The sequence below is a fragment of the Puniceicoccaceae bacterium genome (assembly GCA_040224245.1).
In the GTDB taxonomy this organism is placed as follows: domain Bacteria; phylum Verrucomicrobiota; class Verrucomicrobiia; order Opitutales; family JAFGAQ01; genus JAKSBQ01.
On the sequence record JBEGIR010000044.1, the window covers coordinates 51,413 to 75,828 of the forward strand.

The 24,416-nt window shown below is 54.5% G+C and carries 15 protein-coding genes; 6 read left to right on the top strand and 9 right to left on the bottom strand.

What is annotated here, in order from left to right:
- Positions 1-34: 34 nt before the first annotated feature.
- Entirely contained in the window at positions 35-1,123 is a 1,089-nt protein-coding gene (locus tag ABQ298_07415; protein ID MEQ9824196.1) for an acyltransferase, read from the top strand.
- 45 nt (positions 1,124-1,168) lie between these two features.
- Here the strand turns inward: ABQ298_07415 and ABQ298_07420 are convergent, their stop codons facing one another.
- Genes ABQ298_07420 through ABQ298_07435 form a run of 4 tightly spaced genes read right to left on the bottom strand, consistent with a single transcriptional unit; the run spans position 1,169 to position 6,984 of the window.
- Positions 1,169-2,335 carry a 5-(carboxyamino)imidazole ribonucleotide synthase gene (locus ABQ298_07420; protein MEQ9824197.1) on the bottom strand — a complete coding sequence of 389 codons (1,167 nt, stop codon included), beginning with the start codon at positions 2,333-2,335 and terminating at the stop codon, positions 1,169-1,171.
- Positions 2,332-2,838, bottom strand: a complete 507-nt coding sequence (purE, locus tag ABQ298_07425) for a 5-(carboxyamino)imidazole ribonucleotide mutase (GenBank protein ID MEQ9824198.1) — start codon at positions 2,836-2,838, stop codon at positions 2,332-2,334. Before purE ends, ABQ298_07420 begins: the two co-directional genes overlap by 4 nt.
- 52 nt (positions 2,839-2,890) lie before the next feature.
- Positions 2,891-5,347: a DUF2309 domain-containing protein gene (locus tag ABQ298_07430; GenBank protein MEQ9824199.1), complete on the bottom strand. Its 2,457-nt coding sequence runs from the start codon at positions 5,345-5,347 to the stop codon at positions 2,891-2,893.
- Positions 5,344-6,984: an NADH-quinone oxidoreductase subunit L gene (locus ABQ298_07435; GenBank protein ID MEQ9824200.1), complete on the bottom strand. Its 1,641-nt coding sequence runs from the start codon at positions 6,982-6,984 to the stop codon at positions 5,344-5,346. The genes ABQ298_07430 and ABQ298_07435 overlap by 4 nt, the downstream gene beginning before the upstream one ends.
- A 120-nt stretch (positions 6,985-7,104) precedes the next feature.
- On the opposite strand from ABQ298_07435, the gene ABQ298_07440 reads away from it, so the two are divergent.
- Both ABQ298_07440 and ABQ298_07445 read left to right on the top strand, forming a co-directional pair.
- Positions 7,105-8,040 carry a LysR family transcriptional regulator gene (locus ABQ298_07440; GenBank protein ID MEQ9824201.1) on the top strand — a complete coding sequence of 312 codons (936 nt, stop codon included), beginning with the start codon at positions 7,105-7,107 and terminating at the stop codon, positions 8,038-8,040.
- A 130-nt stretch (positions 8,041-8,170) separates the two neighbouring features.
- Entirely contained in the window at positions 8,171-8,809 is a 639-nt protein-coding gene (locus tag ABQ298_07445) for a carbonic anhydrase (GenBank protein ID MEQ9824202.1), read from the top strand.
- 27 nt (positions 8,810-8,836) lie between these two features.
- Here ABQ298_07445 and ABQ298_07450 read toward each other — a convergent pair whose 3' ends face one another.
- From ABQ298_07450 to ABQ298_07465, 4 genes are all read right to left on the bottom strand, one after another.
- Positions 8,837-10,912 carry a TonB-dependent copper receptor gene (locus ABQ298_07450; protein MEQ9824203.1) on the bottom strand — a complete coding sequence of 692 codons (2,076 nt, stop codon included), beginning with the start codon at positions 10,910-10,912 and terminating at the stop codon, positions 8,837-8,839.
- Positions 10,913-11,001: 89 nt separating this feature from the next.
- Positions 11,002-11,586: a response regulator gene (locus tag ABQ298_07455; protein ID MEQ9824204.1), complete on the bottom strand. Its 585-nt coding sequence runs from the start codon at positions 11,584-11,586 to the stop codon at positions 11,002-11,004.
- A complete protein-coding gene (locus tag ABQ298_07460) occupies positions 11,583-12,896 on the bottom strand; it encodes an ATP-binding protein (GenBank protein MEQ9824205.1) in 1,314 nt (437 codons plus the stop codon). The genes ABQ298_07455 and ABQ298_07460 overlap by 4 nt, the downstream gene beginning before the upstream one ends.
- 160 nt (positions 12,897-13,056) lie before the next feature.
- Positions 13,057-15,189 (bottom strand): TonB-dependent receptor, encoded by a 2,133-nt coding sequence (locus ABQ298_07465; GenBank protein MEQ9824206.1) that lies wholly within the window; start codon positions 15,187-15,189, stop codon positions 13,057-13,059.
- A 305-nt stretch (positions 15,190-15,494) separates the two neighbouring features.
- On the opposite strand from ABQ298_07465, the gene ABQ298_07470 reads away from it, so the two are divergent.
- The 3 genes from ABQ298_07470 to ABQ298_07480 all read left to right on the top strand — a co-directional run bounded on the left by ABQ298_07470 (position 15,495) and on the right by ABQ298_07480 (position 20,135).
- Positions 15,495-16,097, top strand: coding sequence for a hypothetical protein (locus ABQ298_07470; protein MEQ9824207.1), 603 nt, complete (start codon positions 15,495-15,497; stop codon positions 16,095-16,097).
- Positions 16,098-16,118: 21 nt separating this feature from the next.
- Positions 16,119-17,252, top strand: a complete 1,134-nt coding sequence (locus tag ABQ298_07475; protein ID MEQ9824208.1) for a hypothetical protein — start codon at positions 16,119-16,121, stop codon at positions 17,250-17,252.
- A 567-nt stretch (positions 17,253-17,819) separates the two neighbouring features.
- Positions 17,820-20,135, top strand: coding sequence for a helicase C-terminal domain-containing protein (locus ABQ298_07480; protein MEQ9824209.1), 2,316 nt, complete (start codon positions 17,820-17,822; stop codon positions 20,133-20,135).
- Between the two features lie 354 nt (positions 20,136-20,489).
- Here ABQ298_07480 and ABQ298_07485 read toward each other — a convergent pair whose 3' ends face one another.
- Entirely contained in the window at positions 20,490-24,104 is a 3,615-nt protein-coding gene (locus ABQ298_07485; protein ID MEQ9824210.1) for a TonB-dependent receptor plug domain-containing protein, read from the bottom strand.
- Between the last annotated feature and the right edge of the window lie 312 nt (positions 24,105-24,416).

Below are 24,416 nucleotides of genomic sequence, written 5' to 3' on the forward strand. Positions count from 1 at the left end.
CAGAGTTCTCATCAGCTACCATCCAAACCCACCCATGATACTGCAATCCATTCAGCTACTTCGCGCTATCGCAGCGATCATGGTGGTTGTTTTTCATGCAAACAGTCTGGTCGCTGAAAAGATTCCGAGCCACAAATTCAGCAATACCGGTGCGGCTGGAGTCGATCTCTTCTTTGTGATCAGCGGGTTTGTCATGGTTTATTCCTGTCGCAACCTATTTGCACAGCGAGGTGCATTCTCGGGTTTTCTGCTCAAGAGAGCCATTCGCATCCTTCCCACGTATTACCTCTTCACTACCCTTACCCTGTGCATACTGATATTCCTTCCTCATCTTTATGAGAACATGGAGCTTCGAATCCACCGTGTCATCGCCTCTTATGCTCTCATCCTTACCGAAGATTCCCTGAATATTCCGGGGACCATTGTTGGAGTGGGTTGGACCTTGGCCTTTGAAGCATGGTTTTACTTGAATTTTGCGTGGATTCTATGTTTCAGCCGGCGATGGATGTTGCCCCTGCTTCTCATGGTGTTCCTTATCGGAACCGCCAGTCATTGGTGGCTTCCCTCGATACCCGCATTCTGGATTGTCGCAAGTAACCCACTTGTTTTTGAATTTCTGTTCGGCTGTGTCATTGCGCTCGCTTTTCAACAAAACATCGTCATTTCTCCGGCGATTTCTGTCTTGTGCATTGTCGTGGGTTCAATCGCGTTAGCAGTTGCGGGTCAATACGCATGGGTTGTTTATTTTCTCGACACGGATCGCATTTGGGCGTTTGGAATCCCGTCCGCGCTCATCGTTGCAGGAACGACCAACCTCGAACAACATTGCTCAAAGTTTCGCATTCCTTTCCCTGTTCTGCTTCTCGGGGACAGTTCGTATTCCCTCTACCTCTCTCACACCTATGTGCAGCATGCAATTGTCATATGGATCACTCCAGGTGTTGCACCATTGGGAATCATTCCTCTGGTGCTCTGCACCGTAATGGTGAGTCTGTCGGTGCTCGTCGCAATCGTCTGCTATCAATGCTTCGAAAAGCCCGTAACGGCCATGCTCAAATGCAAATTTTCACGTTCTCTTTCCCCAACAGAGACTCGACCACAGCAGATTTCACAGCGTATCTAAAATCTCATGCGGGAAAACCCGATCAGGGTTTCCGAAGCCGCAGGTTCAGACTGAGCAGCTTGCAGCCGGTCGCTTCATCAACAGTGCTTTTACCTCCTGGCTCTGCGCAATCGCCTGCTGAAGGGTCTCACCGGAACAATGCAAGTGTCCCATCTTGCGCCCCTTGCGTGCGTGCTGTTTTCCGTAAAGGTGCAACTTCACCGACGGGAAGGCATTCAGCAGTGTTTGCCAATCCGGTGCAGCATCCTCTGACCAGAGATTGCCCATCAGGTTGAGCATCACCACCGGATGCTTGAGCGTCGTGTCACCCAAGGGCAGATTGCATACCGCTCGAACAGTTTGTTCAAACTGACTTGTAATGCACGCATCCATCGTGAAATGACCACTGTTGTGAGGACGGGGTGCGAGTTCATTGATGATGAGTTCATCTGCGTCAGTCACAAAAAATTCAACCCCCAGGGTTCCTTCCAGTTGCAGTATCTGAGCAATGCGCATCGCCAGTTCAGCAGCACGCTTTTGCACTGTATCCGGTAACCTTGCCGGAACCATCGTCCGGTCGAGGATGTGGTGACGATGCTCATTCTCCGCGACGGGGAAAACGCTGGTTTGCCCATCGGGCGTGCGGGATACCATGACCGAGCATTCCGCACGATGGGAGACCCATTGCTCAACGATTGCCAGAGGCACACCCAGTTCCGAAAAAATGTGGTGGGGGTCCTTCCCTGCATCTTCAATTTTGATCTGCCCTTTTCCGTCATAACCAAAATAGGCGGTCTTGAGCACAGAAGGAGTTCCCAATCGATCCAGTGCATCCCGAAGGGCTTCACCGCTGCGCACCACTTCAAACGGAACATGCGGCAGATCATGGTCCCTCAAAAAGGTCTTTTCCCGATAGCGATTTTGGCAGATTGACAACACATCTGAAGAGGGTCGCACCAACTTGCGGGACTCGACCCACCGCACCGACTCCACCGGAAGTCCCTCAAATTCGTAGGTAACCACATCACTCTGTTCAACCAGTCGCTGCAATGCCTCAGTATCCGTGTATGCAGCGCAGAGGTGTTCGTCGGCAACACCTGCCGCAGGACAATTCGGTTCCGGATCCAGAACCACAAAGCGATATCCGAGATTGCGCCCCGCAAGGATCAGCATTCGTCCCAATTGACCACCTCCGATCACGCCGATTACGGCTCCGGGTAACATTGCACTCATGCGGGCAACTCCTGATTTAAGACGGTTTGAGTCTGTGTCTTGCGATACGCTCGCAATGCTTCCCTCACCTTGGCATCTCCGAGGGAGAGAATCGCTGCAGCACTCAGCGCCGCATTTTTCGCCCCTGCAACACCGATCGCAAAGGTCGGCACCGGTACTCCTGCAGGCATTTGCACGATCGAAAGCAGTGAATCCAGGCCATTGAGGCTGCGTGACATCACTGGCACTCCAAGAACGGGCAACTGAGTGAGTGAGGCAAGCATGCCCGGCAAATGTGCCGCACCACCTGCGCCTGCAATGATCACTTGCAACCCCCGGGTTTCTGCACTCTTGGCATACTCAAAAAGACGCTCCGGGGTGCGGTGCGCACTGACGATCTGATGCTCGTGGGCAATGCCGAGTTCTTTCAGGATCTGCACCGCAGCGCTCAGGGTTTCCCAATCGCTTGCACTTCCCATCACGACCCCCACACGGGCACGGTCTGAATCTGTTTGGTTTTCCATGTTGATGTTTTCAAATTTGAGATTGCTATCTGTTGTCAGGTCTTCTCGCCAGTTACGAAGCGGATTCGAGGTGCGTTGACCAGCTGCCATCTCGATAGCGCAGCACCTTTCCCGAATCAGCGTCGATACGGAAAAGATAGAGCCACTGGCCGTCAACCAGTTCCCGCACTTTCTCATGCTTCTTTACAATGCGCTCGATCCAATCTCCCGGTGCTTCAATGAGTACATTCAGGCGCAGGGGTTCGTGCACCCATCTGGAACCGTCATGCACGGATTGTTTGGGCAACCCGATGCGCAAATCGCCGCTGTTTCCCTCCAACACGCCAATGGTTCCTCCAACCACGTTGTGGATGACTTTGTTGCCCGCGCCATAGTGGAGGGGATCCACCGTCGAGGCAAAATACTGCAGGTTAATCCAGTGAGCAACGATCATGGGAGCAGTCATGATTTGCTCCAACACCGACGCATCCGTGTCTTCCCATGCGCGATACTCGTGTAAAAAGCTCCGACCCTGCAGGTTCAGTGCACGGGTACGGGAACGAGGGGCAACCACCAGCGCAGCATTGCCAGCCAATCCCCATTCCGGTCGCACCTGTGACCAGTTCAACGCGTAGCATTCCAGCTTTTTCGCAAGGTCAGCATCGGATTCCGCATGCACGCCGAGTCGAGCGGCCCTCTCACGCCGTACCTTTGCTCCCGCCCCATCCAGCCACTGCTCAAGCTCACGGAGCAGTACACGGTCAAGCGGCTTCTCAAGATCCCGGGTAAAGAGTTCCACTCGATCCAGTGTTGTATCATGCAACGCCGCAAGAAATTGAGTGGTTTCCGGAATCCGAATACCACGGTCCCCAAGCGCCTTGCGAATCTGTCCATCATTGAGCATTGCGGCAAGCAATCGCGCATTCACTTCACCCCGCTGACCGCAACAGGCTCCACAATCGAGACTCGCCGCATGGGGATTATTCTCAGAGGAGCTTCCATGCCCCACCAGCAGCACCAGGGGAGCAAACTCCGTGGTCATGGCCATACCGCGCAGGGCCGAATGCACGAGTTCAACGCGTGTTTCAAGGGAAACCGCTCCCTCGGGTCCACGCAGGACAGGATCGATTTCAGTCACGCTGATGGAGCGGGAATTTCGTTTTTCGAGCAACCCATCTTTCAGGAGTTTCCATCCATACTGCATGCCGAGAGCTTCCACAAATCCGAAAATCCCCACCCCCGACTGGGAAAAATGCGACCACCGCTGGGCACCCCAGGCCTGCTCACGACGCGTGACACCACAACAACCCGTAGCGTCTCGTTCACCCACGATAAACTTGGGCGAAAGCAAGCCGGGAGCATGTGGCACCGCATGCTCTGTTCCGGCAGATTGATAGGCAATGGGAATTCCAAAAAAACCCGCAAACCCTCGGGTTTGCACCTTGCCTGCAGAGATCTGCTCCAAAGACCTGCGAATGGGTTCAGAACGCACATCAATGCAAAACACCGCATCGACTTGAACCATGTTCGGTGCAGCTGCGCTGCCCTCAGTCTCAATCGCTCGGACCCAGTCATCCTGGTATGAGTATTCCAGTGCCCGCTGCCATACCCAGTCCCATTCGAACTGACGGCGATTCCAGTCGATCTGCTTCGTTCCGCTCGCCATGCCCAGCTGCATACACGGGTCCAGATCCCCGTTCCCACATTTGGCATGTCGCCACAGCACCAAATCCCAGGCCAGTCGAATCGCCAACAACTGCCGCATTCCATTCGGCATGTTTGTGGCATCCGGATTCGCTTCCCACTGCAAATAGGCACAATAGGATGCCCAACCACTCACACTGAGAAGCAAAGCACTGGCGTAGTTTGGCCATGCTTCTTCGAGAAAGGGCAAGGTTTGCAGGGCCTCTTCGATCAACTCCCAATCCTGATGGGGCAATTTTGAAAACTCGGCACGCAACCCTTTTACCCCCATCAGCATCTCCACACCCCGATCCTGTGCGGCAGCATTTTGCCAGGCAGCATACATCGCCATGCCCTCTCCACTGGACCACTGTGCCTGGTGCTGGTCAAAATACCCCGCACAAAACCGACTGATGCGATTCACCACTTCGTCGTGCCAGGAGACCGAATGCGTCAGGTCACGCATCCGGTCGAGTTCATCGGTCACGAGGCGAATACTCTGCCAACTGCGCTTCTGTTTGAGGTGATCGCACAATGCAGAAACATCCGCCTGTACCTGTAGCTCCTGCGCTGCACGCTTCAACTGTGATTCCTGGATGCGACCCTCATCCCAAAGCTCCGCATAGTATTCCCTCGGCATGAGGGCCTGTGTTCCTTTCCAGAATGCCAGTTTTGCGGCACACTCCGACAGGGGTTCATGCGAGAGATTCCACCAGGGATTCACCGCGATATACCGATCCAGCGGCCACACCGGTGTGATGCAGCGGAAGGCGGCCAACAGACCAGCCTCCACCAGATCGGGTGAGCGTTTGACTGGCTCAATGGGAAGTGCAGGCGAGTTCATCATGCCTCCACGAGTTCGAGTTCTCCATGAACGCGCTGTTGCTGACACGCCGTGGTGGGAAGGGTTTGTGGAGGCCACCAACGAAAGGTCATGCGGGTGAACCATTCATCCAGATACAATCCAGCCGAGAACCATGCATACAACACACTCCACTTTTGAGAGTGCGGTGACAGTACGACCCAGCTCTGCAGTCCATATTGCAGCGCAAATCCGACGCCCAACATCAACAGGCTCCCTGAAAGCGGGGAATGATGGGGAACCTCAGTGCTGCTCAACGCAACAAATCCCGCATGCCACGCGAAGTACAGCGTCACCACCATCGGGATCTGCCACATGGCCCGAGTCAGCGCAGACCAACCTTGGGAGGCCCAGGCATCCCGGAGCAGGATGGATGTGCCCAGGGTCATGATCAACGCAGCCAATATAAAGTGAGGTTCGTTCCCAAGATCAATGCCCCACACTTGCATGCTTCCCCAAACCACACTTGCCACCACAAGAGGTGCAAGCATCGACGCCACTACCGAACGCCTTAGCTGCAGTGGACACCGCGCAGCCACCTGCACACGGGATACCGTTCGTCCCGACGACAGGAACGCATGCGCCTTGTAGAGCGAATGCGCCATCAGGTGCAACAGTGCCAGCGCATAGGCGCCCACTCCACATTCCAGCAGCATGAATCCCATCTGCGCACAGGTCGACCAGGCCAGCGAGAGTTTCACCGATGACTGGGTCATCATGATCATACCTGCAAGGATCGCAGTGACTGCACCCGTCAAAATCAAAAGGAGCTGCGCCCACTCCGAAGCGGCAATCAGAAATGAAAGTCGAAGCAGCAGAAATCCTCCCAGATTCACCACCCCCGCATGCAAGAGTGCCGAGACAGGTGTCGGAGCTTCCATCACCTGGATCAACCAACCGTGAAAGGGAAGCTGGGCACATTTGATAATGACCGCAAACACCACCGCCAAACTCGCCAATGTCAGTGCAACCGGTAACGCTCCTTGCAACTCATGCATGGACTGCGCGAGCACATCCAGACGAAAGGTGCCGGTTTGTCCATAGATCAGAAGCACGGCGATCAGAAAAGATCCGTCCGCGATGCGACTGAGCAGGAATTTCTTGTGCGCGGCCAAGACTGCCTGTGGGCGGTTCGGATAAAAATTCAACAGTCGATGCACCCACAAACTCGTCGAAAGCCACATGAAGCTGATGACCAGCAGGTGATTTGAGATCACCAGCAAGGAAACACTCGCCAACGTTGCGTGAAAGGATTGCTGGAAGCGGCGCTGTCCTGTATCTCCGGCAAGATACTGGCGGCTGAATTTCAGGATGATCACACCCAGAAAGTTGACCAGACCCAGCATCAACAGTCCGATGGCATCAAAACGAAGCCAGGTTCCCAACCCCAACAGTGTCCAGGAGGTATTCAACCAGGCTAGGTTCGCATCAAGCACACGTACCACCCCATACGTCAGCAGGGCGATTACCGCAACCCCCAGTCCGAGCTTGGAACTCAGGGCACCGAGGTTCCACGCTGCTAACTGCGGTACCTGCCGCACGAGCAGGCCAGCCACGACATGCAACAGCGCAGGCAACAAGAGCATACACAAAAGCGATGATGGAAGATCTGGAAGATTCATGAATAAAAAGTGATCGTTGGGAACTGAATCCCGAAAGCACCCCATTATAAGGCAAATTTTTAATTAAGTATAATATATTATATTGCTGTATTCATTCTCTTTTATTGAACTTAAATCATCATGATTCGGCTCAATTTTCATCACCTCTACTATTTCTGGATGGTTGCAAAACACGGAAAGCTGACTGACGCGGCAAAATCGCTGCGCCTGTCCCAATCCGCACTGTCCATGCAGATCAAGCAGCTTGAGCAACAGCTCGACCACGCGCTCTTCCTGCGTGTAGGACGCCAGCTCAAACTGACCGAGGTCGGTCGCATCACTTTCACCTACGCCGATGAGATTTTCCGCAAAAGTGAAGAACTTCAGGCGCTGCTCGCTGACGGGAAGCTGCCCGACCGACAAATCATCCGTATCGGCGGAGTCTCCACCCTGTCCCGAAATTTTCAGGAGGCATTTATCCGTCCGCTCATCGACCGTGAAGACGTCCACCTCATGTCCCATTCGGGTCCGCTTGACGATTTGCTCACGCGCCTTGGTGCCCATACTCTCGACATCGTCTTGTCCAACGTGGCCGTTCAGGGGGATGATGAACGCCCGTTGCGCTGCCACCGGGTTGCCCGGCAACCTGCAAGCATCGTAGGACGACCGCGCAACTCAGCACTTCCATTCCGCTTCCCTGAGGATTTGCACAATACCCCGATTCTGCTGCCAGGAACCCACAGTGAAATTCGTGCCGGTTTTGATCTGATCTGCGATCAATATGACATTCGTCCCAAAATTGCTGCCGAAGTCGATGACATGGCGATGCTGCGTCTGCTCGCGCGCGACTCCCAGGCCTACGCGGTCCTTCCCCCGGTTGTAGTTCGCGACGAAATCGCCGAGGGGGCACTGGTGGAACACGCTCAACTGCCCGGTGTTTTTGAAAACTTCTACGCGATTCACATCAAGCGCAACTTTGGCTCCCCGCTCATTCGCGATCTGCTCAACCGAAGCTCCGAACAAATGCTTGCTCCCGCTTCTGATGACGCTTCTTTTCCATCCGGTTTTTCGGGGTGAACCCGGCTGTCCCGGGAACTGACTCTGTTGAAACCCACTGGGAACCGCATGCGCGATCCGTCAAAACCGAGGGCAAACAAACCGTTGACCCTTCTGCTGTCATGATTGAAAACATCAGAACACATCCAACATGATCTCCGCAGTAGAAGCCATTCAACGACTACGGGAGGGAAATCTTCGCTTTCATGCAGCTTCCCACCGTCATCCTTCCAAAGACCGCACCCGATTCGAACAGATGATTGAGAATCAGGAACCTTTTGCCGTCATCCTCGGTTGTTCCGATTCCAGAGTACCTGCCGAGATTGTTTTTGATCAGGGACTGGGAGACCTGTTTGTGATTCGCGTTGCAGGCAACATCGTCGCACCATCCCAGGTCGGCAGTGTCGAATTTGCGGTTGCAGAGTTTCAAACACGCCTGGTGATTGTTCTCGGTCACAGCCACTGTGGTGCGGTCAATGCCACTCTCAAAGAGCTGCATCGCCCCTCACCCGAACGCTCACCCAACCTGAAATCCATCGTCGACCGCATTCGGCCAGCCGTTGAACCCATTCTGGAATTTGAAGCAGGTCTCGACCCCGAACAACTCATGGCTGCTGCTGTTCGTGCCAATATTCGAGCAGCTGCCAATCAATTGCGACACGGTTCCAGCCTGATTGAAAATCTCATCGCAACCCAGGGTCTGGCGATTGTCGGCGCGGAATACTGTCTGAAGACCGGCAAAGTTGACTTCTTTGACGTGCCGGATGAACTGCAGTCGATACTGCAGTAACATCCGTTTACGCCCATTGAAGGTTCCTTAAAAATTCAGCTCTGCGCGCACCCAAACCACTCGACCCGGTTCACTCACCCGTGTGGTTTGCACGTAGCCAGCGACATTTCCTCCAGCACGACTGAGGTGCTCCGCATAATCCTTGTCGAAAAGATTGTCCACGCCCGCCGCAAGGGTAATCCCCGAACCCAGCCGATAACTTGCGTGCAGCGATGCCACAGCAAATCCATCTGACGGCCCGATATCCTGCCCGACGATGTTGCCCTGATTCACGGCAATGCGATTCTGCTCGTCCACCAGGCGCACCAATACCGCGCCTGAAACGCGTGCACCCCGGTAGCCGACTTCCAGCGTTCCCTCCAGCGGAGGTATCTGCGCCAGCGCATGACCGTCACTCTCATTTTCTCCACGAACCCAGGCCAGTGTTGCCGCAGAAAACAACCCATTTTCCCAGCGCAACCGCAGGCTGCTTTCAAGTCCGTGAGTCGAAGCTTCAATGTTGCGGGAAATCACAGCCATCCGGCTGTTCCCCATCATTCCGGGTTTTGCAAAACCACTTTCAATCAGAATGTAATCCTCATACGAAGCGGCAAAACCGGATACAGACAACGACCAGAAATCACGCTCCACAATCCACCCTACATCCACCTGAAGAATGTGTTCCGGGTCGGTTTCGAACGCGCTGAGACTGTCTCGCGATTCTTTGCTGAACAGTTCCCAGTAATCTGGAAATCGACTGACATAGCCGACGCCGGCATACCATTGCCCCCACCCCTCTGATAAGGAGTGCTCCAGGCGCAGAAACCCGGATGGCAGTGTTTCTGATCGATTAGCGCCAGACGTTGGATTGTCCCTCTCTCCAAGCATCATCACTGAAATCTTGTCCCGCTGATCCTCGGCAGAGAATCCATCCACACGTACACCCCATACCCAGCGCAGTCGCTCTGTCAGGAGCAAGCTCGACTCCGCATAGAGTCCCCACTGCTCAACGTTCGCATCATCGATTCGCGCTTTGCGCTCATAGGGCATCACCTCTTGGTCGCTCGAACTCCGAACCGAGTGTTCGTTGACCTGATAATCAAAGCCAAGGGTCATTCCCAGTCCCGAATTCCATTCGGCATCCATCTCGAACTTGCCACCATAGGTCAAGCGATCTGGATTCGACACCGTGGGCCGCAGCATCATCATGCTCGGCGTGAAGGTGCGCAGGGAGTAGTTGTCCATCACATGATCCACATAGTTGTAGTAGAGCCTCGCTTCCGCAGCACGAAGGATGCCCTCATCCCGCGAAAGCGCGTAGCGCAAGCCCATATTGTCACGGGCAAATTTGCTGCCATCCATCATGCGATCCGCGTAGGCGGCCTCTCCATCACTCGTGTTCGCAGTGAGTTCCAGAAATCCTCCATCGTGGAACAACCAGCCGACAGCAGCCCCGGCATTCCATCGCTCATAGGAGCTGTGAACGGATTCTCCAGTTCCGGTTTCATAATCATCCGAGCTTGCGCGGGAACCGACAACCCGCGCCGTCAAAGAGTCCTGCTTCCACTGAAAGGTTCCCCCCAGATCCAAGCGACCAAAACTACCTGCAGTTGCATAGGCATCTGCACTCCATCCCGGAGCCTCTCCTGCGCTGGGCAAATCCCTTTCAAAGCGAACGACTCCCGCCGTGTTGCCAGGTCCAAAGCGCACGGTCTGTGGTCCTTTGGTGATGACAACACGATCAAACGAACTGGGAAACACATAGGCCGTGGGTGGGTCCATGCGCTGACCGCATCCTCCCAGGATCGATTCTCCATCCACGCTGATCGAAAGGCGTGAACCCGCCGCACCCCGCAGCACCGGATCCCCATCGATGCCGCCTTTGCGAATGACCGCAAATCCCGGCACATGTTTGAGGATGTCAGCTCCATCCTGCGCAGGTATCGGTTGGATGGCTGCCCTCATATCGAGTTCCACAACCAGTGGCATTTGCTCACTGGCTGAAGTGACAACCACCGGTCGAAGATCGATGATTTCCGAATGCTCAGATGAGGTCACATCCGCATACAAACCGCAAGGAACAATCAGGAGTAATCTTTTGACGACATGAAAGGATTTCAACATGGCATCACCCTACCAGAATGATGGCAGGCTGCCCATGTGGCAAATTGTCGCAGCCCGTCTCCAAATCCGAGCCATGACCCAAGCAATATTCAGGACTCCGGAGTATCCGATTTTCGTGAAGTCCACGGTGACCATTTTGCGAGCTTGCGCTGCAGTGAACGTCGATGCAGTCCAAGTGAACGCGCCGTCGCACTCAAATTACCATCGTGCTCTCGCATCACACGCTGAATGTGTTCCCACTCCATCTGCTCAAGCGTGATGGGGTGCTCTGGAATGGCCGCAGGATTCCAATCTTTCCGACAGCCCAACAAGGCGTTGGTGATCTGATCCGCATCGACCGGTTTGGTCAAATAATCCACTGCTCCGAGCCGCACGGCTTCGACTGCATTGGCGATGCTTCCATACGCCGTGAGTACCACGACACGCACATTCGCCGCCATTGCGCAGAGTTCTGACACCAAAACCATGCCCGACTCACCCGGCATGTGCAGGTCTACCAGCGCAAATTCCGGAATGGACTGCATGCGAAGCAGCTCCCGTGCTTCGGCGACAGAACCTGCAACTCTCGCAACAAAGCCGCGGCGTTCAAGAGCTGTGGCCAATCGATTGCGGAATAGCGTTTCGTCATCCACAATCAAGACGCTTCCAGTCCCTGTGATGTGGGTTGTGTTCACGAGGCCATTCCCTCTCCCATGGGAAAACTCAGCTTTACCACAAAACCCTGCCCGGTAGTGGAATCATTTGAAAATTCCAGGGAACCTCTCCATTGTTCGGCAAAGACGCGGGCAAGGAACAAGCCCAGTCCCATTCCATGCTGCGGTCCTTTGGTGGTAAAAAACGGCTCCCCCATATTTGCAAGGATCTCAGGTTCAACCCCCGGACCCTGATCCCACACTTCAAAACACAGCATTCCCTTCCATTCCCGCACCCTCAACAGCACTTCAGCCCCCGAACGATCCGCATCACAAGCATTTTCAAGCAGAGCCTGCAACACACTGCGGAGCGGACCCACCGGAATCCGCAGTTGGAAGTGAGCAAGTTCAGGTTCCAGCTCCAATCTGCCGCGACCCTGGGTCCAATCCGCCAATTGAGGTTCCAGTTCCACACTCCATTCTTTCAGCAACACAGGATGCACCTGAGTCTCATGCTGCAGGTTTTCGATGTTCAGCCGATCAATGATCGCGCGACACCGCTCCACCTCCGAACGAATGATTCTCAAATCTTCATCCTGATCGTTTTGGGACAACTCCGAATGCACCGATTCCATCTCCTTGCTCACCAGTGCTATCGTGCTCAGTGGAGTCGCAAGCTCATGTGCGACACCGGCGGCCAGGGTTGCCAAGGATCGAAAGCGCTGTTGCACCGCCAGATCAGACTGAGCGCGATAGAGCATCGCATGGCTACGGTTCAACTCCCATTGAATCTTGCCCACAAACACCGAAATAAACAGGGCTGTGAGCCCAAGCGAAACAACCATTCCCTGAAAATGAAGATCCTGAGAAATGCCCGCACTCAACAATGCACTACTGCTTTCACAACAGCTTTCCGCCGTCAAATAGAGCCATACAAACCCACACACTGACATGGCCGACAGTGCAAGTGCATAGCGCAATGGCAGCAGCACCGCCGCAAGTGTTACGTGCAATAAGTAAAACGAGGTGAAGGGGTTGTGTGCCCCACCCGACCAGTTCAGCATGGCCGTTAAAATGAGGGAATCCAAAACCAAAACCGACAACACGACCCATCGGGTATGGATCGCGATGGACTCCATCTTCCAATGGATGAATAGATTGGATAACACGGCAAAACCGATACACCCACCAATACCCCACGCATTGAACTCAATCTGCAGAAAGTGATGCGCGAGCAGTGCGGTCAGGATTTGCCCTATCGAGCCAATCCACCGGGCAAAGAGTAGCCAACGCAGTTTGTGAACCGTAGCGAGATATTCGGGGTCCGTTTTTTGGCTGAATCCTGCATGCATCACGCGCACTTTGAAGCATCACACAGCACTCAGCAATCTTTTGCTTTGCACAGGAAACGTTGCAAGCAACTCCTCTCATCGCCACGCACCTTCATGCACTCAAGCTTGGTTCAAACCGATTCACTCACCCACAATTTCAGAGTTTTGCCGATCAACCCAGTCAGAACTCCGTGAGCAGGGTCAGGCGAACCGTACGGGGCAGCCCGACCGACAGCAGCCCGTCACTTGCAATACCAGTCTGAATCTCCCGATCCAGAACGTTCTGGATCTGAAGAGACAGGCGCCAGTCATCGTTAAGTCGGTAACGCACCCCAATGTCCAGTTGCTGCATGGCGTCCAGTTTTCCCACTTCTGCCAGGGATTCGTAGCGCGACGACGATGCTCGCCAGGTGAGTGTAGCACTCCAATCCACACGAGCTTCCCAGGTCAGACTCGCCGCAAATGAGTGCGATGGATTTTGCGCAAAGGCACTGCCCACCAACTCAGCAAAGGCCGAACGCAGGATTTGAGTGTCACTCCACAAATAGGAGAGTGAACTTTTCCAGCTCGATCCGAACTCCTGTTCCCACTCAAGCTGCAGGCCCTGGGACCGGGAACGTTCAATCGATTCACGGCGACTGAAACTGCCTCCAGGGGGAATAAAGCCGTACTCCGGGTGCGCTCCGGACTCGCGCGTCAGCACGACATTGGCGATCATGGAATGCAGGGAATAACGGTAAAACTGCAGCTGCAAGTGTGTGCTGGGGCGAGGCTCCCAATGCCAACCCACCTCCCAGCCCCGAAACCGCTCCGGCTCCAGTTGCGCATTGGATTCAGTGATATCGTTGCGCACTCGAAACGGTCGATACAACTCATTCAGGGTGGGAATGCGGTAGCCCTGAAACAGTCGCACGTGCAACCATTGCTGCTCCGACATGCGATAGTGCAGACTGCCCGATCCGTTCCAGTGCTCAAAGGTGCGATCCGGGTAGTCCTGCTGCACCAGAGCTTCACCTGTCGGATGCACAAACTCGTCTCGAAATCCATCTGCAAGCTCGTGCCAGTCCATTCGCAGCTGAAGGTTCCAGCTCAGTCGTTCCCCCAGGGATTCTTCATAATCCGCAAACAGGGAAAGTGTCTCCTGACTACCTCCAGCACGCCGCAAGCGGGTAAATGCATCACCCAGGTTGCGGAAGTATTCATTGACCTCGCCATCGATCCAGCGGCCCTCCGCTCCGACTTGAAGTGAGCGACTGGGGCTGGAGTGCAATTGCCAGAGCGCATTCCAGCCCAGCGACCGGGCTGGTACATCAAACTGGTGCAACGCAGGGATCTCGCTGTTGCGGTCCGCAGCAACCGAGCTGAATACGTTGTCAAATGCAAGATCCTGCAGATACCCCCGCACCTGCAGCCATTGGTCTTGTGCAAATGCACGATGCAACACCGCTCCCACTAGCCAGCTTTCGGTATGATTGCGATTGAGTGGCGTTCCGTTTCGCCGTGTTTCTTCATGAAAATCCACACTGAGTGCTGCTTTCCAATCGGAAGCGGCACGCCACTCAACCCGTGTCCGGTACGAATTGGCGCTTACCCCCGCCCGTTGATCCACCGCCCCACGATCCCGCGAACGCAGCGTGTAGAATCCTTGATTCTCGTAGTGCTGAAGACCTGCAGAAACGGCGAACGCATCAGTTGCTCTCCATGGCAAAAAAAGGGAAATCCGATGCGCATCGGGGTTTCCAGCCTCAAGCTCGAGCGAAGCAACAGAATCGAATGCGGACTTGGAACGAAGCAGCACAGCCCCGCCAGCACTGAAATTCCCCCAGTGGCTTGCCGTCCCCGCATGGTTCATGCGAACTTCCTGCAATGCGTTCATTTGAAAGCGCGCCCAATGAATCCAACCGCCAAAGTCGTCGTTCACCGGAATCCCGTCCAGTAACAACAGGGCGCGGGAGGTTGCGTTGGTGCCAACCGGGCGCAATTGCATGCCCTGCGAGGTGGGGTGCGCAATCGCACCGCCCAGGTTTCGCCAGGTTGCAAAATCCACGCGGGAGCGCAGCAAATCGTCCAGTAAGGCAGGAGTTTGTTCTTCGATTTGGTTCGCGGAAAAAAGGGTGCCGTCAAAGTCGCTGTGAACCTGCGCAGCATTTCCGTGTTCGCCCGACACGATAACGGCGGGCAGGTCAAGAATCGATTGGGCCGAAAGCAATCCCGACAGACACGCCAACAGACACAATGCCGCACTGAGCTTCAGATGGTGGAGAGCTGACATCGCGTGAGTCATGCCTGTGCAGCGAATGAATGAAAACATCATGGGGTCAGATCCATAGTCGGATTTGAATTTGATTCAATGGTAGTTGCTGGATTTTACACGAGCTGGAAGCTCCCGCTACAATCTGTTTCAGAACGCGAGCTGGAAGCTCCCGCTACGCTTTCCATCATATCGAGCTGATCTCACTACGGCTTGCGACGAACCTCATGCTTCGACTTCCAACTCCGTCGTCTGGATAATGCATTATAAAAGGAAACTTGCCTGAATGCCACCCCTTGCACATGGCTTGTATGGGCATGGCACGGATCACACCACCCTCTGTGCACTTCTTTTCCAACATTCCCTGCATGCATCATCTGAAACAGTGCATTGTAATCGGTATCGAATCCGGTTCTGAACCGTTTCTACGGGTTCACCTCTTCTCCAAATCCGATGGCTGCGAGATGGTGCTCAAACGGAAAAGCAACAAACGAACCGGTGTGCAGCATCTCGACCTGTTTCAAAGTGTTGAGGTCGTGATCGAGCAGAAGCAGGAAGGTTCCGTCGGATTCCTCAAAGAAACCCACCTGATGCACGAGCGCTCCCACATCGGCAAACACTACGCAGCTTTTGAATGCGCTTCCCGTTTCTGCCGTGCCGTGCATCTCAATGCCCGGCACATGGGCAACCCCGAAAGCATTTTTTCCCTGCTGCAAACCGCACTCGATGCATGGAACACGAAGTCCAATGCCCACGCCACCCTGCTCAAGGCACTCTACCGTCTCGCTTCAGAAGAGGGGTTTCCCGTGCGCCAACGCTGGATGGCAAACCTTCGCCCTGCAGACCGGGAAGCGCTTCAGCGCATCCTGACTCAACCACTGGAGCAGCTGGACGACCTCAACCTTGCCGCAAAAGTGCTCGCCGAACTTCTGGTGCATTGGTTAACTCACCACCAGGATTTTTTATTCTAGCTCCATCCGAGCCATTCCACCATGAACGAATTCACACCGATTCAGCCGCAGCCTTCCGGTTCCGAAGGGACACTTCGCAAGTCCCAACACCTCCTGGCGACCAAAAAAAAGCCCATTTTTCCGGTGAAGGGTGAACTGCGCGACTACTTGACGGAATTCAACCGCGAACTCGAGCTTCCCATCACCTACAAGCAACTGCTGCGCTTCCGCAACTCGGTACCCTGCTACAACCTCGATGGCGAAGACACGCTGTGGGAAACCGTCGGTTATGAAATTCATGAGATGGAGGAGATCAATGAAGGACTCCGTCGCATCTACGCCCTGCTCAAAACGGACGGGCAGATGGACATCGTGCAGCACCTCTATGTGGATCGCATCGACTTCTGCACATTCGGAAATTCCAACCCCTTCCGCATCCGCATCGTCAACTCCCAAAACGACAATGCCGACTACTTTTACGTCAAAAGCGCTGATGCATCGCGCGTCTATGGACTCGAGCTGGAGCACCTGCTCTCACCCAACCGCATGCACTACCTCACCCATGGCACGACCCTGGTCGAAGAGCACGTGGTCGGCATTCCCGGCGATATTTTTATCGCCAACTGGCTGCAGCGTTCCGAGATCAATCCCGTGCGCATGGCCAAAGAGTTGATCAAATTCAACGAGCGCTGTTTCATCCGCTTGCTCGGCGACATGCGTTCCTACAATTTTGTCGTGGACATCACTCCTGATATTGAGGGGTTCCAGATCCGCATCCGCTGCATGGATTTTGATCAGCAGTCCTACAGTGGACGGAAAAATTTCTATTTTCCTCAGTATTTTAAGGAAAACCAGGCACTTGCGCTCTACTGCCTCAAACACCTGACAACCGAGTCGATCTACCAGTATCAGCTCGAGGAACACGCTTTGATGGTGCGGCGCATCCACCTCTCCCGCCATCGGCTCGTTCGCCTCATTCACGCCATGGAAAACGACACCGTTTCCACGCGGGAAAAGGTCGTGCAGCTGCGTACGGCTCTGGCTGAACACCACGGATACGACGAGTTTCTCCAGTGCGAAAACATGGGCCAGATCCTGCACACCAGTCTGCGCGTCATGACAGAACGCACACCCAAACCCGGCGATTGGGCCAACGATCCCAAGAGTCTGCTCTAAACGACTCTCCTGAACTTACGACCTTCTCAACCCGTAGGGCCTCCGCTTGCCGGAGGCCGCCCCAACGTTCGAAACCCCATAAACTCGCACATCCCACGCAAACGCTCGGAATTTTCACAAATTCCGCTACGAAGCAACAGTTGCGGACGCCTTCCGTAGGGCCTCCGCTTGCCGGAGGCCGCCCCAACGTTCAAAACCTCAAAAACCCGCACTTCCCGCGCAAACGCTCGGAATTTTCACAAATTCCGCTATCGAAGCAACAGTTGCGGACGCCTTCCGTAGGGCCTCCGCTCGCCGGAGGCCGCCCCAACGTTCGAAACCCCATAAACTCGCACTTCCCACGCAAATGCTCGGAATTTTCACAAATTCCCCTATCGAAGCAACAGCTGCGCACACCTCACCCGTAGGGCCTCCGCTTGTCGGAGGCCGCCCCAACGTTCGAAAAACCAGAGACTTACAAGACTGGTGCGGCCTGCGATGAACGCAGGCCCTACGTCCCAACTCGATTCCCGTTTTTAAGTTCGCCGATTCCTCCGAATTGAACACAACGGAAGAAGCCACCGCTTCATGCAAATCGACTACACAAAACGCCTCCTGCGCATCGGCATTCGCAACTTCGTCTCCTTCGCGCAGAGCAGTTATCCGGCGACGCCACTGCAAAACCTCGGAAACTGGCGCACCGCGCTGGGACAACAGTGGCATCAGCAGCTCTGGCAGGAAACTGCCCGGCAATATGGCGAACAGGCACGCGCTGAGGTGAGTCTCGAAGGGCAAATCATGCATGCCGGATGGACTTTTCAACTGTCTGGGCGCATCGATCAGCTCATTCAGGAGTCCGACCATTTGTTACTGCGCGAAATCAAAACCACCCAGCACCTGCTTCCCATCCCTCTCGAAACCTTGCGCGAACGCTATTCCGATTACCTCGAACAACTTGCATGCTACGAGTTGCTACTGCCCGAATGCATGCCAGCGCCAACCCTTCCCATCGAAGCCGAGTTGCTGCTGCTGCACATCGACACAGGGATTCGACAGTCTGTTCAACTGCCCGAACCACCCGAATTGATACTCAAACTCCGACTCGACACCTGGGTGGATTTTCTTGAGGGTCAGCGTCTGGCGGACGAACGCATCCGCCACCTGATCGTGCCGCAGGCGTTTGCTCAGTTTCGCGATGATCAAATACCGATCCGTGAACAATTGTTCGCTTGCCTATCTTCCAACTCTACCCCAACAGCACCCGCAGCCAAGCGTCGCATCACACTCGAAGCCGCTACCGGATTTGGCAAAACCAGCATCGCGATCGAGTGGGCGTTGCAGGCACTGCAACAGCAACAGGTCAACCGTGTGATTTACCTGACGGGAAAAAATACCGGACAACAACAGGTGGTTCAGGAACTGAATCGTTTCCAATCCGACAGTCCGGGTCTTCGGTTTTTTCAACTGCGAAACCAGGTGGAACACCACCGCATCTGTCCACACCCGGTTTGTCCCTGTCAGAATCGCACAACTGACGAACATCCCGCTTTGCTCAGTTACCTGCCCTTCCCAAGAGTGGAAGAACTGCTGCGTGGAGGGTCCCCCGACATGGAATCCATCGGACTCTGTGCGAGCAGTTATCAGATATGTCCGCGCCTGGTCTCCCAAAGTGCCCTGGCACAGAGCGAATTCTGGATCGCAGACTACAACTATCTCTTCGCCCCCAGCGCACGCAATCTGCTGGAGAGTCTCCCCGGATTTGATCCCACTCGCACGCTGCTCATCATTGACGAAGCGCACAATCTGCACGAGCGAACCTGTGCCAATTTTTCAGTGCAGATTTCCAGTTATCGCTGCCAACAAATCGCAACCGCGTTGAACGATCTTCGTTCGCCGCGATCTTTTCCAGCTGCCCTCAACGCACTCGCCCGCTTCGTGGATGGTTTGAGCGATGATCAAACTCTCGATACCACCCAGCGCTACCATTTGCTCGACCTACTCGAATCCGTGCACCGTCACCTGTGCGACCACGGCCGCTGGGTTGCAAACCTGCCTGAGCTGCTGTGGGAACCGATTTGGCAGCTCGAACTGGCCTGGCAATCCCTCCACAACGAGCAACTCGAACTGCTTCCCTGGTCATCGCGTCACGGTTCCCTCAATCTCAGCTGCATCAATGCCTCCGCAATTTTACGATCAACGCTCGAAACGGTTCCCGTCATACTGTTCATGACAGCCACCTTTCCACCCATGCAGGTCTTTGCCCAGGAACTCGGATGGCAGGAACAGGATTTGCATCGTCTTCACGCTGCAAGTGAATGGCGCAATGCGTGTTATCAGGTGGCAATTGATACCCGTGTGAACACCTCCTACCGCAAGCGGGAAGGTCACTACCACTGCACCGCGCAAACTCTCGAACAGTATGCCCGCTCGTCGCTCGGTCCTGTGATCTGCTTCTTTCCTTCCTACCGCTACGCTGAGGCCATTGCCCGCTACCTGGAAGTCATCGCTCCCGAACTGCGTGTCTTTGCGCTGGAACCCGGACTTTCCGGAGACGATTTGTTCGAACACATCGACCGTGCCCTCCCACAACATGACATCCTCTGTCTGCCACTTGGCAGCAGCCTGAGCGAGGGCATTGACCTGCTCGGAGGGCGCGTGGAGAATGTGATGGTCGTCTCACCCGCTCTGCCGGAATTCAACCCGGTACAGGAGGCCCGTGCAAACGCCAACACAGACGCAAGGCAGGGATTTCGCAACGCCTACCAGATTCCCGGCATGACCAAGGTCAATCAGGCACTGGGTAGGCTTGTACGTTCTCCCGAACACCGGGCGCGCGTGCTGCTGCACTGCGAGCGCTTTGCACAAGCCGACTTCCGCACACTGCTCGCCCGGGAGTATCAGTAAGCTACCGTGCTGCGCAACGACCGGGATCTGCAGCACTGGCTTGTGAGGGAGTGGTAGCGCGTTGATAGTCGAAATTTTCACAAATTCCGCTACGAAGCAACAGTTGCGGACGCCTTCCGTAGGGCCTCCGCTCGCCGGAGGCCGCCTCAACGTTCGAAACCGCATAAACTCGCACTTCCCGCGCGAACGCTCGAAATTTTCACAAATTCCGCTCCAAAGAAGAGTGGGAATGTTGATCTGATGATGTTGGAACTCAGCCGAAGGCTTCCAGGAGATCAAAAAAACCCCGCTCGGGTGAGCGGGGTTTATGGAATCAACTGGCAAAACTTAGCAATGCCAAAATCAATTCGTCGATCAGAATTCGAAGGTCGCGCTGAGAATGAACTGGCGCGGATCGATGATACGGAAGGCATTGGGTGAACCATCATAGTTCACACCAACCACACGCAGCTCACCGCTTTCCAGAGCGTTCACAATATTCAGCTGGAGCTTCATGCCCACCTTGTCATTCCAGATCCTCGTGCGGTAACCCAACCACAGGTCGGTATAGGTGTTGGCACTGTCATAGATCGGACGATTCACGTCAGAAAGCACCAGATCATCGGAACCACTGCCCGGATTCGGACGTCCATAGTAACCAATGACAGCTTCGTCTTCCCAGCGAACAGCACCCCCCACATTGAATCCAGCGAGCTTGCCTTCTTCAAACGCGTAGTTGGTGATGATGTTGAAGCGATTCTTGCGCTGTCCTGGAGCCACCTGACCTTCAAGATCGCTGGCAATCGCGTACTGCGGAGTCACCACACTGTCGTAGTAGAGCTGCGCATTGTAGTTGCCCCATGGATCATCCAAACGAGCTTCCGGACGATATCCATAACTGGTCCAGAAAGTATCGAGGTTCACCTCACGACCACTGAACATGGTGTAAGAAGTGAAATTCTGATACTGCGGCAGCAGGTAGTCACTGGCACGTGCATTGTTCCAAACAGGTGAACGGTGTGCATACCACGCATCGAATTCCTTCAATACGTTGCTGTACTTGGTTTCCTGCTGACTTGCAGTCACCTTGATCGTCCAGTTGCGAATCGGGTTGTAGCTGACCGAGAGTTCTACCCCCTCAGCTTCAGCCGAACGCGTTGCGTAGATTTGACCAGGAAGGTTGTCATAGTAGTCATGATCCTGACCCCAGATTTCGGAGATAGCAGACTCAAGCGCTGCTTCTTCTTCCGGTGCAACCACGTCCCAATCTTGCGTTGTCGGATCGCGACCCATGTTGATGAGGGCGATCGTGCGTGCCCAGTTGCGGAACAACGTGGTGTCCACATTGCCCACCAGACGGCTGATCGAGGTTCCCGGATTGGTGCGTTCATTTTCGTTTGTAGCCTTGAAGAAGGTCAAACGGGCATAGAGCTTGCCATCCAGCATGGTCACCTGCACACCGTAGTCCTCGCCCTCACCAGTCGGCTTGGGCAGCGGCTTTCCAAATCCATCCACCTGCGCTGCAGTTGGAGGATTGAAGTTGTCGGATTTGTTGTAGAAGAATCCGAGGCCCTGAAGGAACTGCGCAAATCCATCGCCGTTAGCAGCGTTGTTTTCGATCGAGTTCCAGTTGCGGAAGGGATAAAGAACTGCACCCGCTGTGCGCGTGGTTCCTTCGAGTTCATCCCATACATTCCAACGGTTGAACAATACGTCCTTCTGGAAACGGCCATCCACCCATTTTTCCTGGTTAGTCATGCCCGGGGTAACGCTTCCGTCCGGGTGCGTGATGGCACCAGCGGTGGTTGCACGAGCACGGTATTTATCCTTACTCACCCCAAGTGTTGTGATCAGGCGCTCATTCCAGAGATAACTGGTAAGACCTGCCTTGACCGTGTCGATACGACGCTCGTTGCGGGATGTCGTTGCTTCATGCAGATTGTACTCCTGCGTCATGCTGATGTCTTCCCACTGGTTGGTGCCGTAGTTGTAGGTCGTGATGTTTCCGGTGTAGCGGTCATAGTTCCACTCACCCGAACCCCGTGTGACCTTGCCATTCGGATCTCCGGGATTTGCCAGATAGTAGGCACGACGGATTCCCGTGTTCTGGTAGTTCCAGCCCGTCGGGTTGCCGTTCGCATCGTTGTTGGGATTCTTCAGAAAACGAATGGTTCCATTGGCGACTTCATCTCCGGCAACAAAGTTCCAGCGACGACGCTCGAACTGATGCATGGAGTCAAAGCGGGATGCCATGCCTACAAGCTGATGGCGTCCAAGCCAACCCATCCAGCCATCCTTGTCAGTGAAGTCAGGCGTGAAGGCGACCATGAAACGATAGTGGTCGTTGGTCGTCTTGTTGAAGAACTGGTCGGGGTCGAAGTCTTCCACATACGGAGTTCCCAGGTAGGGATTCATGCGACCGTCCGGCAGGCGAACGTTGGTGTCCACAAACAGCGTCGTCACGTTGAGCTGAGCCACCGTGTAGTTTGTGGTCGATTCGTAGTCCTGATGGAAATAACCCGCATTGATATTCAACAGCTCAGGAAGAATTTCCTGGTCGAATTCGAAGTTGTAGGTGAGTGCTTCATCCTTACCAAAGTTCATCTGGTTGACGTTCACCTTTTCCCAGTTGTAGATCGACTTGTCGGTCACGCCCGGGTAGCGGTAGCTGCCCACTCCTGCAGGTGCACTCCAAAGACTGGAAGCCGTGTAGCGCTGATTGTAAACCTGATCCGATGCTGCATTTGCATAAATGTCAGCCGTAGTCGGGAACAGAGGAGCATTTGCCGCCGGGTTTTCTGCAGTACCGTATGTCGTGCGGTACTGGCCTGCAAAACCGGTGAACCAGTTCTGAGTGCGACCGTCCTGAATCTGCATGGTCGGGCGACCATTGTTTGCAAATACAATTCCGGGAACATAGCGGCTGGATGATGTGTTGGTCAGCGCGCCTTCACCGAAGATGGTATAACCTGCATACTGAGTCTGGTCTCCATTCCACAGCGACGCATCATATCCTGGTTGCGCCATGATCCAGTCGCGCACGCGATCTGCCTGCATCGAATCGGCGCTCATCACATAGGGTCCGAGATTCTGACCTGTGGACAGCAGCGATACTTCGAGTGTCGTGGGATCGTAAACCGGCATGCCTGCGTTGCGCCACTCTGTGACACCGTCGCGCGGGGTCAGGTTGTTCGGACGACGGTTGTCGTTGTCGTACTTTTCAATATTGAAACGCAGACGGGTCGACTTGGTCGGCTGGAAAGTGATGGCACCATAAGCACGAGTCGTTTCATCATAGGATGGTTTGCGCTCAAACTGTTTGTCATCATAGAGAAACGCACCATAGATGGCCACCTTCTCATGCACGGGTTTGTTGAACGAAATGCTCGCACGGTTCGAACCACGGTCATCGAAACGCAACCCAAGTGTCGCAGATTCTTTTCCGAGGAACGCACTCGCTGTGCTCACGTTCACGATACCCGCAGGACTTCCCAGACCAAAGATCATGGAGTTCGGACCGCGGTTGATTTCCAGCGACTGAACGTTGTAGGAGTCAAACGGAAGTCCACCAACGGACAGGTAATAGTTAATCGTGCGGTCTGGAGTTCCGATACCACGAATACGGTTTGCGGTCACCGTGGTCTGCGGAGAACCCGAACCACCGTGCGTGAAACCTGCAATGGTATCGACCACACCGTCATTGCGCAGGGACTGAACCGAAGGAGTGTAGGTTGCCGAACCTTCCGTATTCAGCTCATAGCGAAACACGTCGTTGAGGTCAGTCGATGCCGTATCGTCCAGCTGCTGCCGCGATACCACCGTAATGGATGCAGCAAGGTCGCTGAGCTTGGTGTTGAGTCGGCTACCTGCGGTTGTGTTTTCGGTGTAATACCCGATGTCATTTTCCGATGCAGATATCTCGAAGGGTGAGAGCACATAGATGTTCTCATCCTCCAACTCATCCGTCTGCGCCATTGCGACAGTAGGCACCGCAACGGAAACGAACGAAGATAGCAGCAAATTGCGCCACGTCGTCCGTCGTTTTTGGAGTATGCTTTGTTGATATGTCATATTGAACTGTAGTTAAATCGGACTTCCCCAAACGAGGATTTCCAATGTTACGACATACCCCACCGTCTCACGATGATCGCACGAAAGCTGGGGTAAGTCAGTTTTGGGTAGATTAGGGTAGATGCAGTATAGCGATTGCTCGGGATCCTTTCCTATCCCTGAATCTGCAAATAATGAACTCCCAAAGCTTCAAGCTCTCAACTTCTGTAGAATCAGACAGTAAGAAGAACG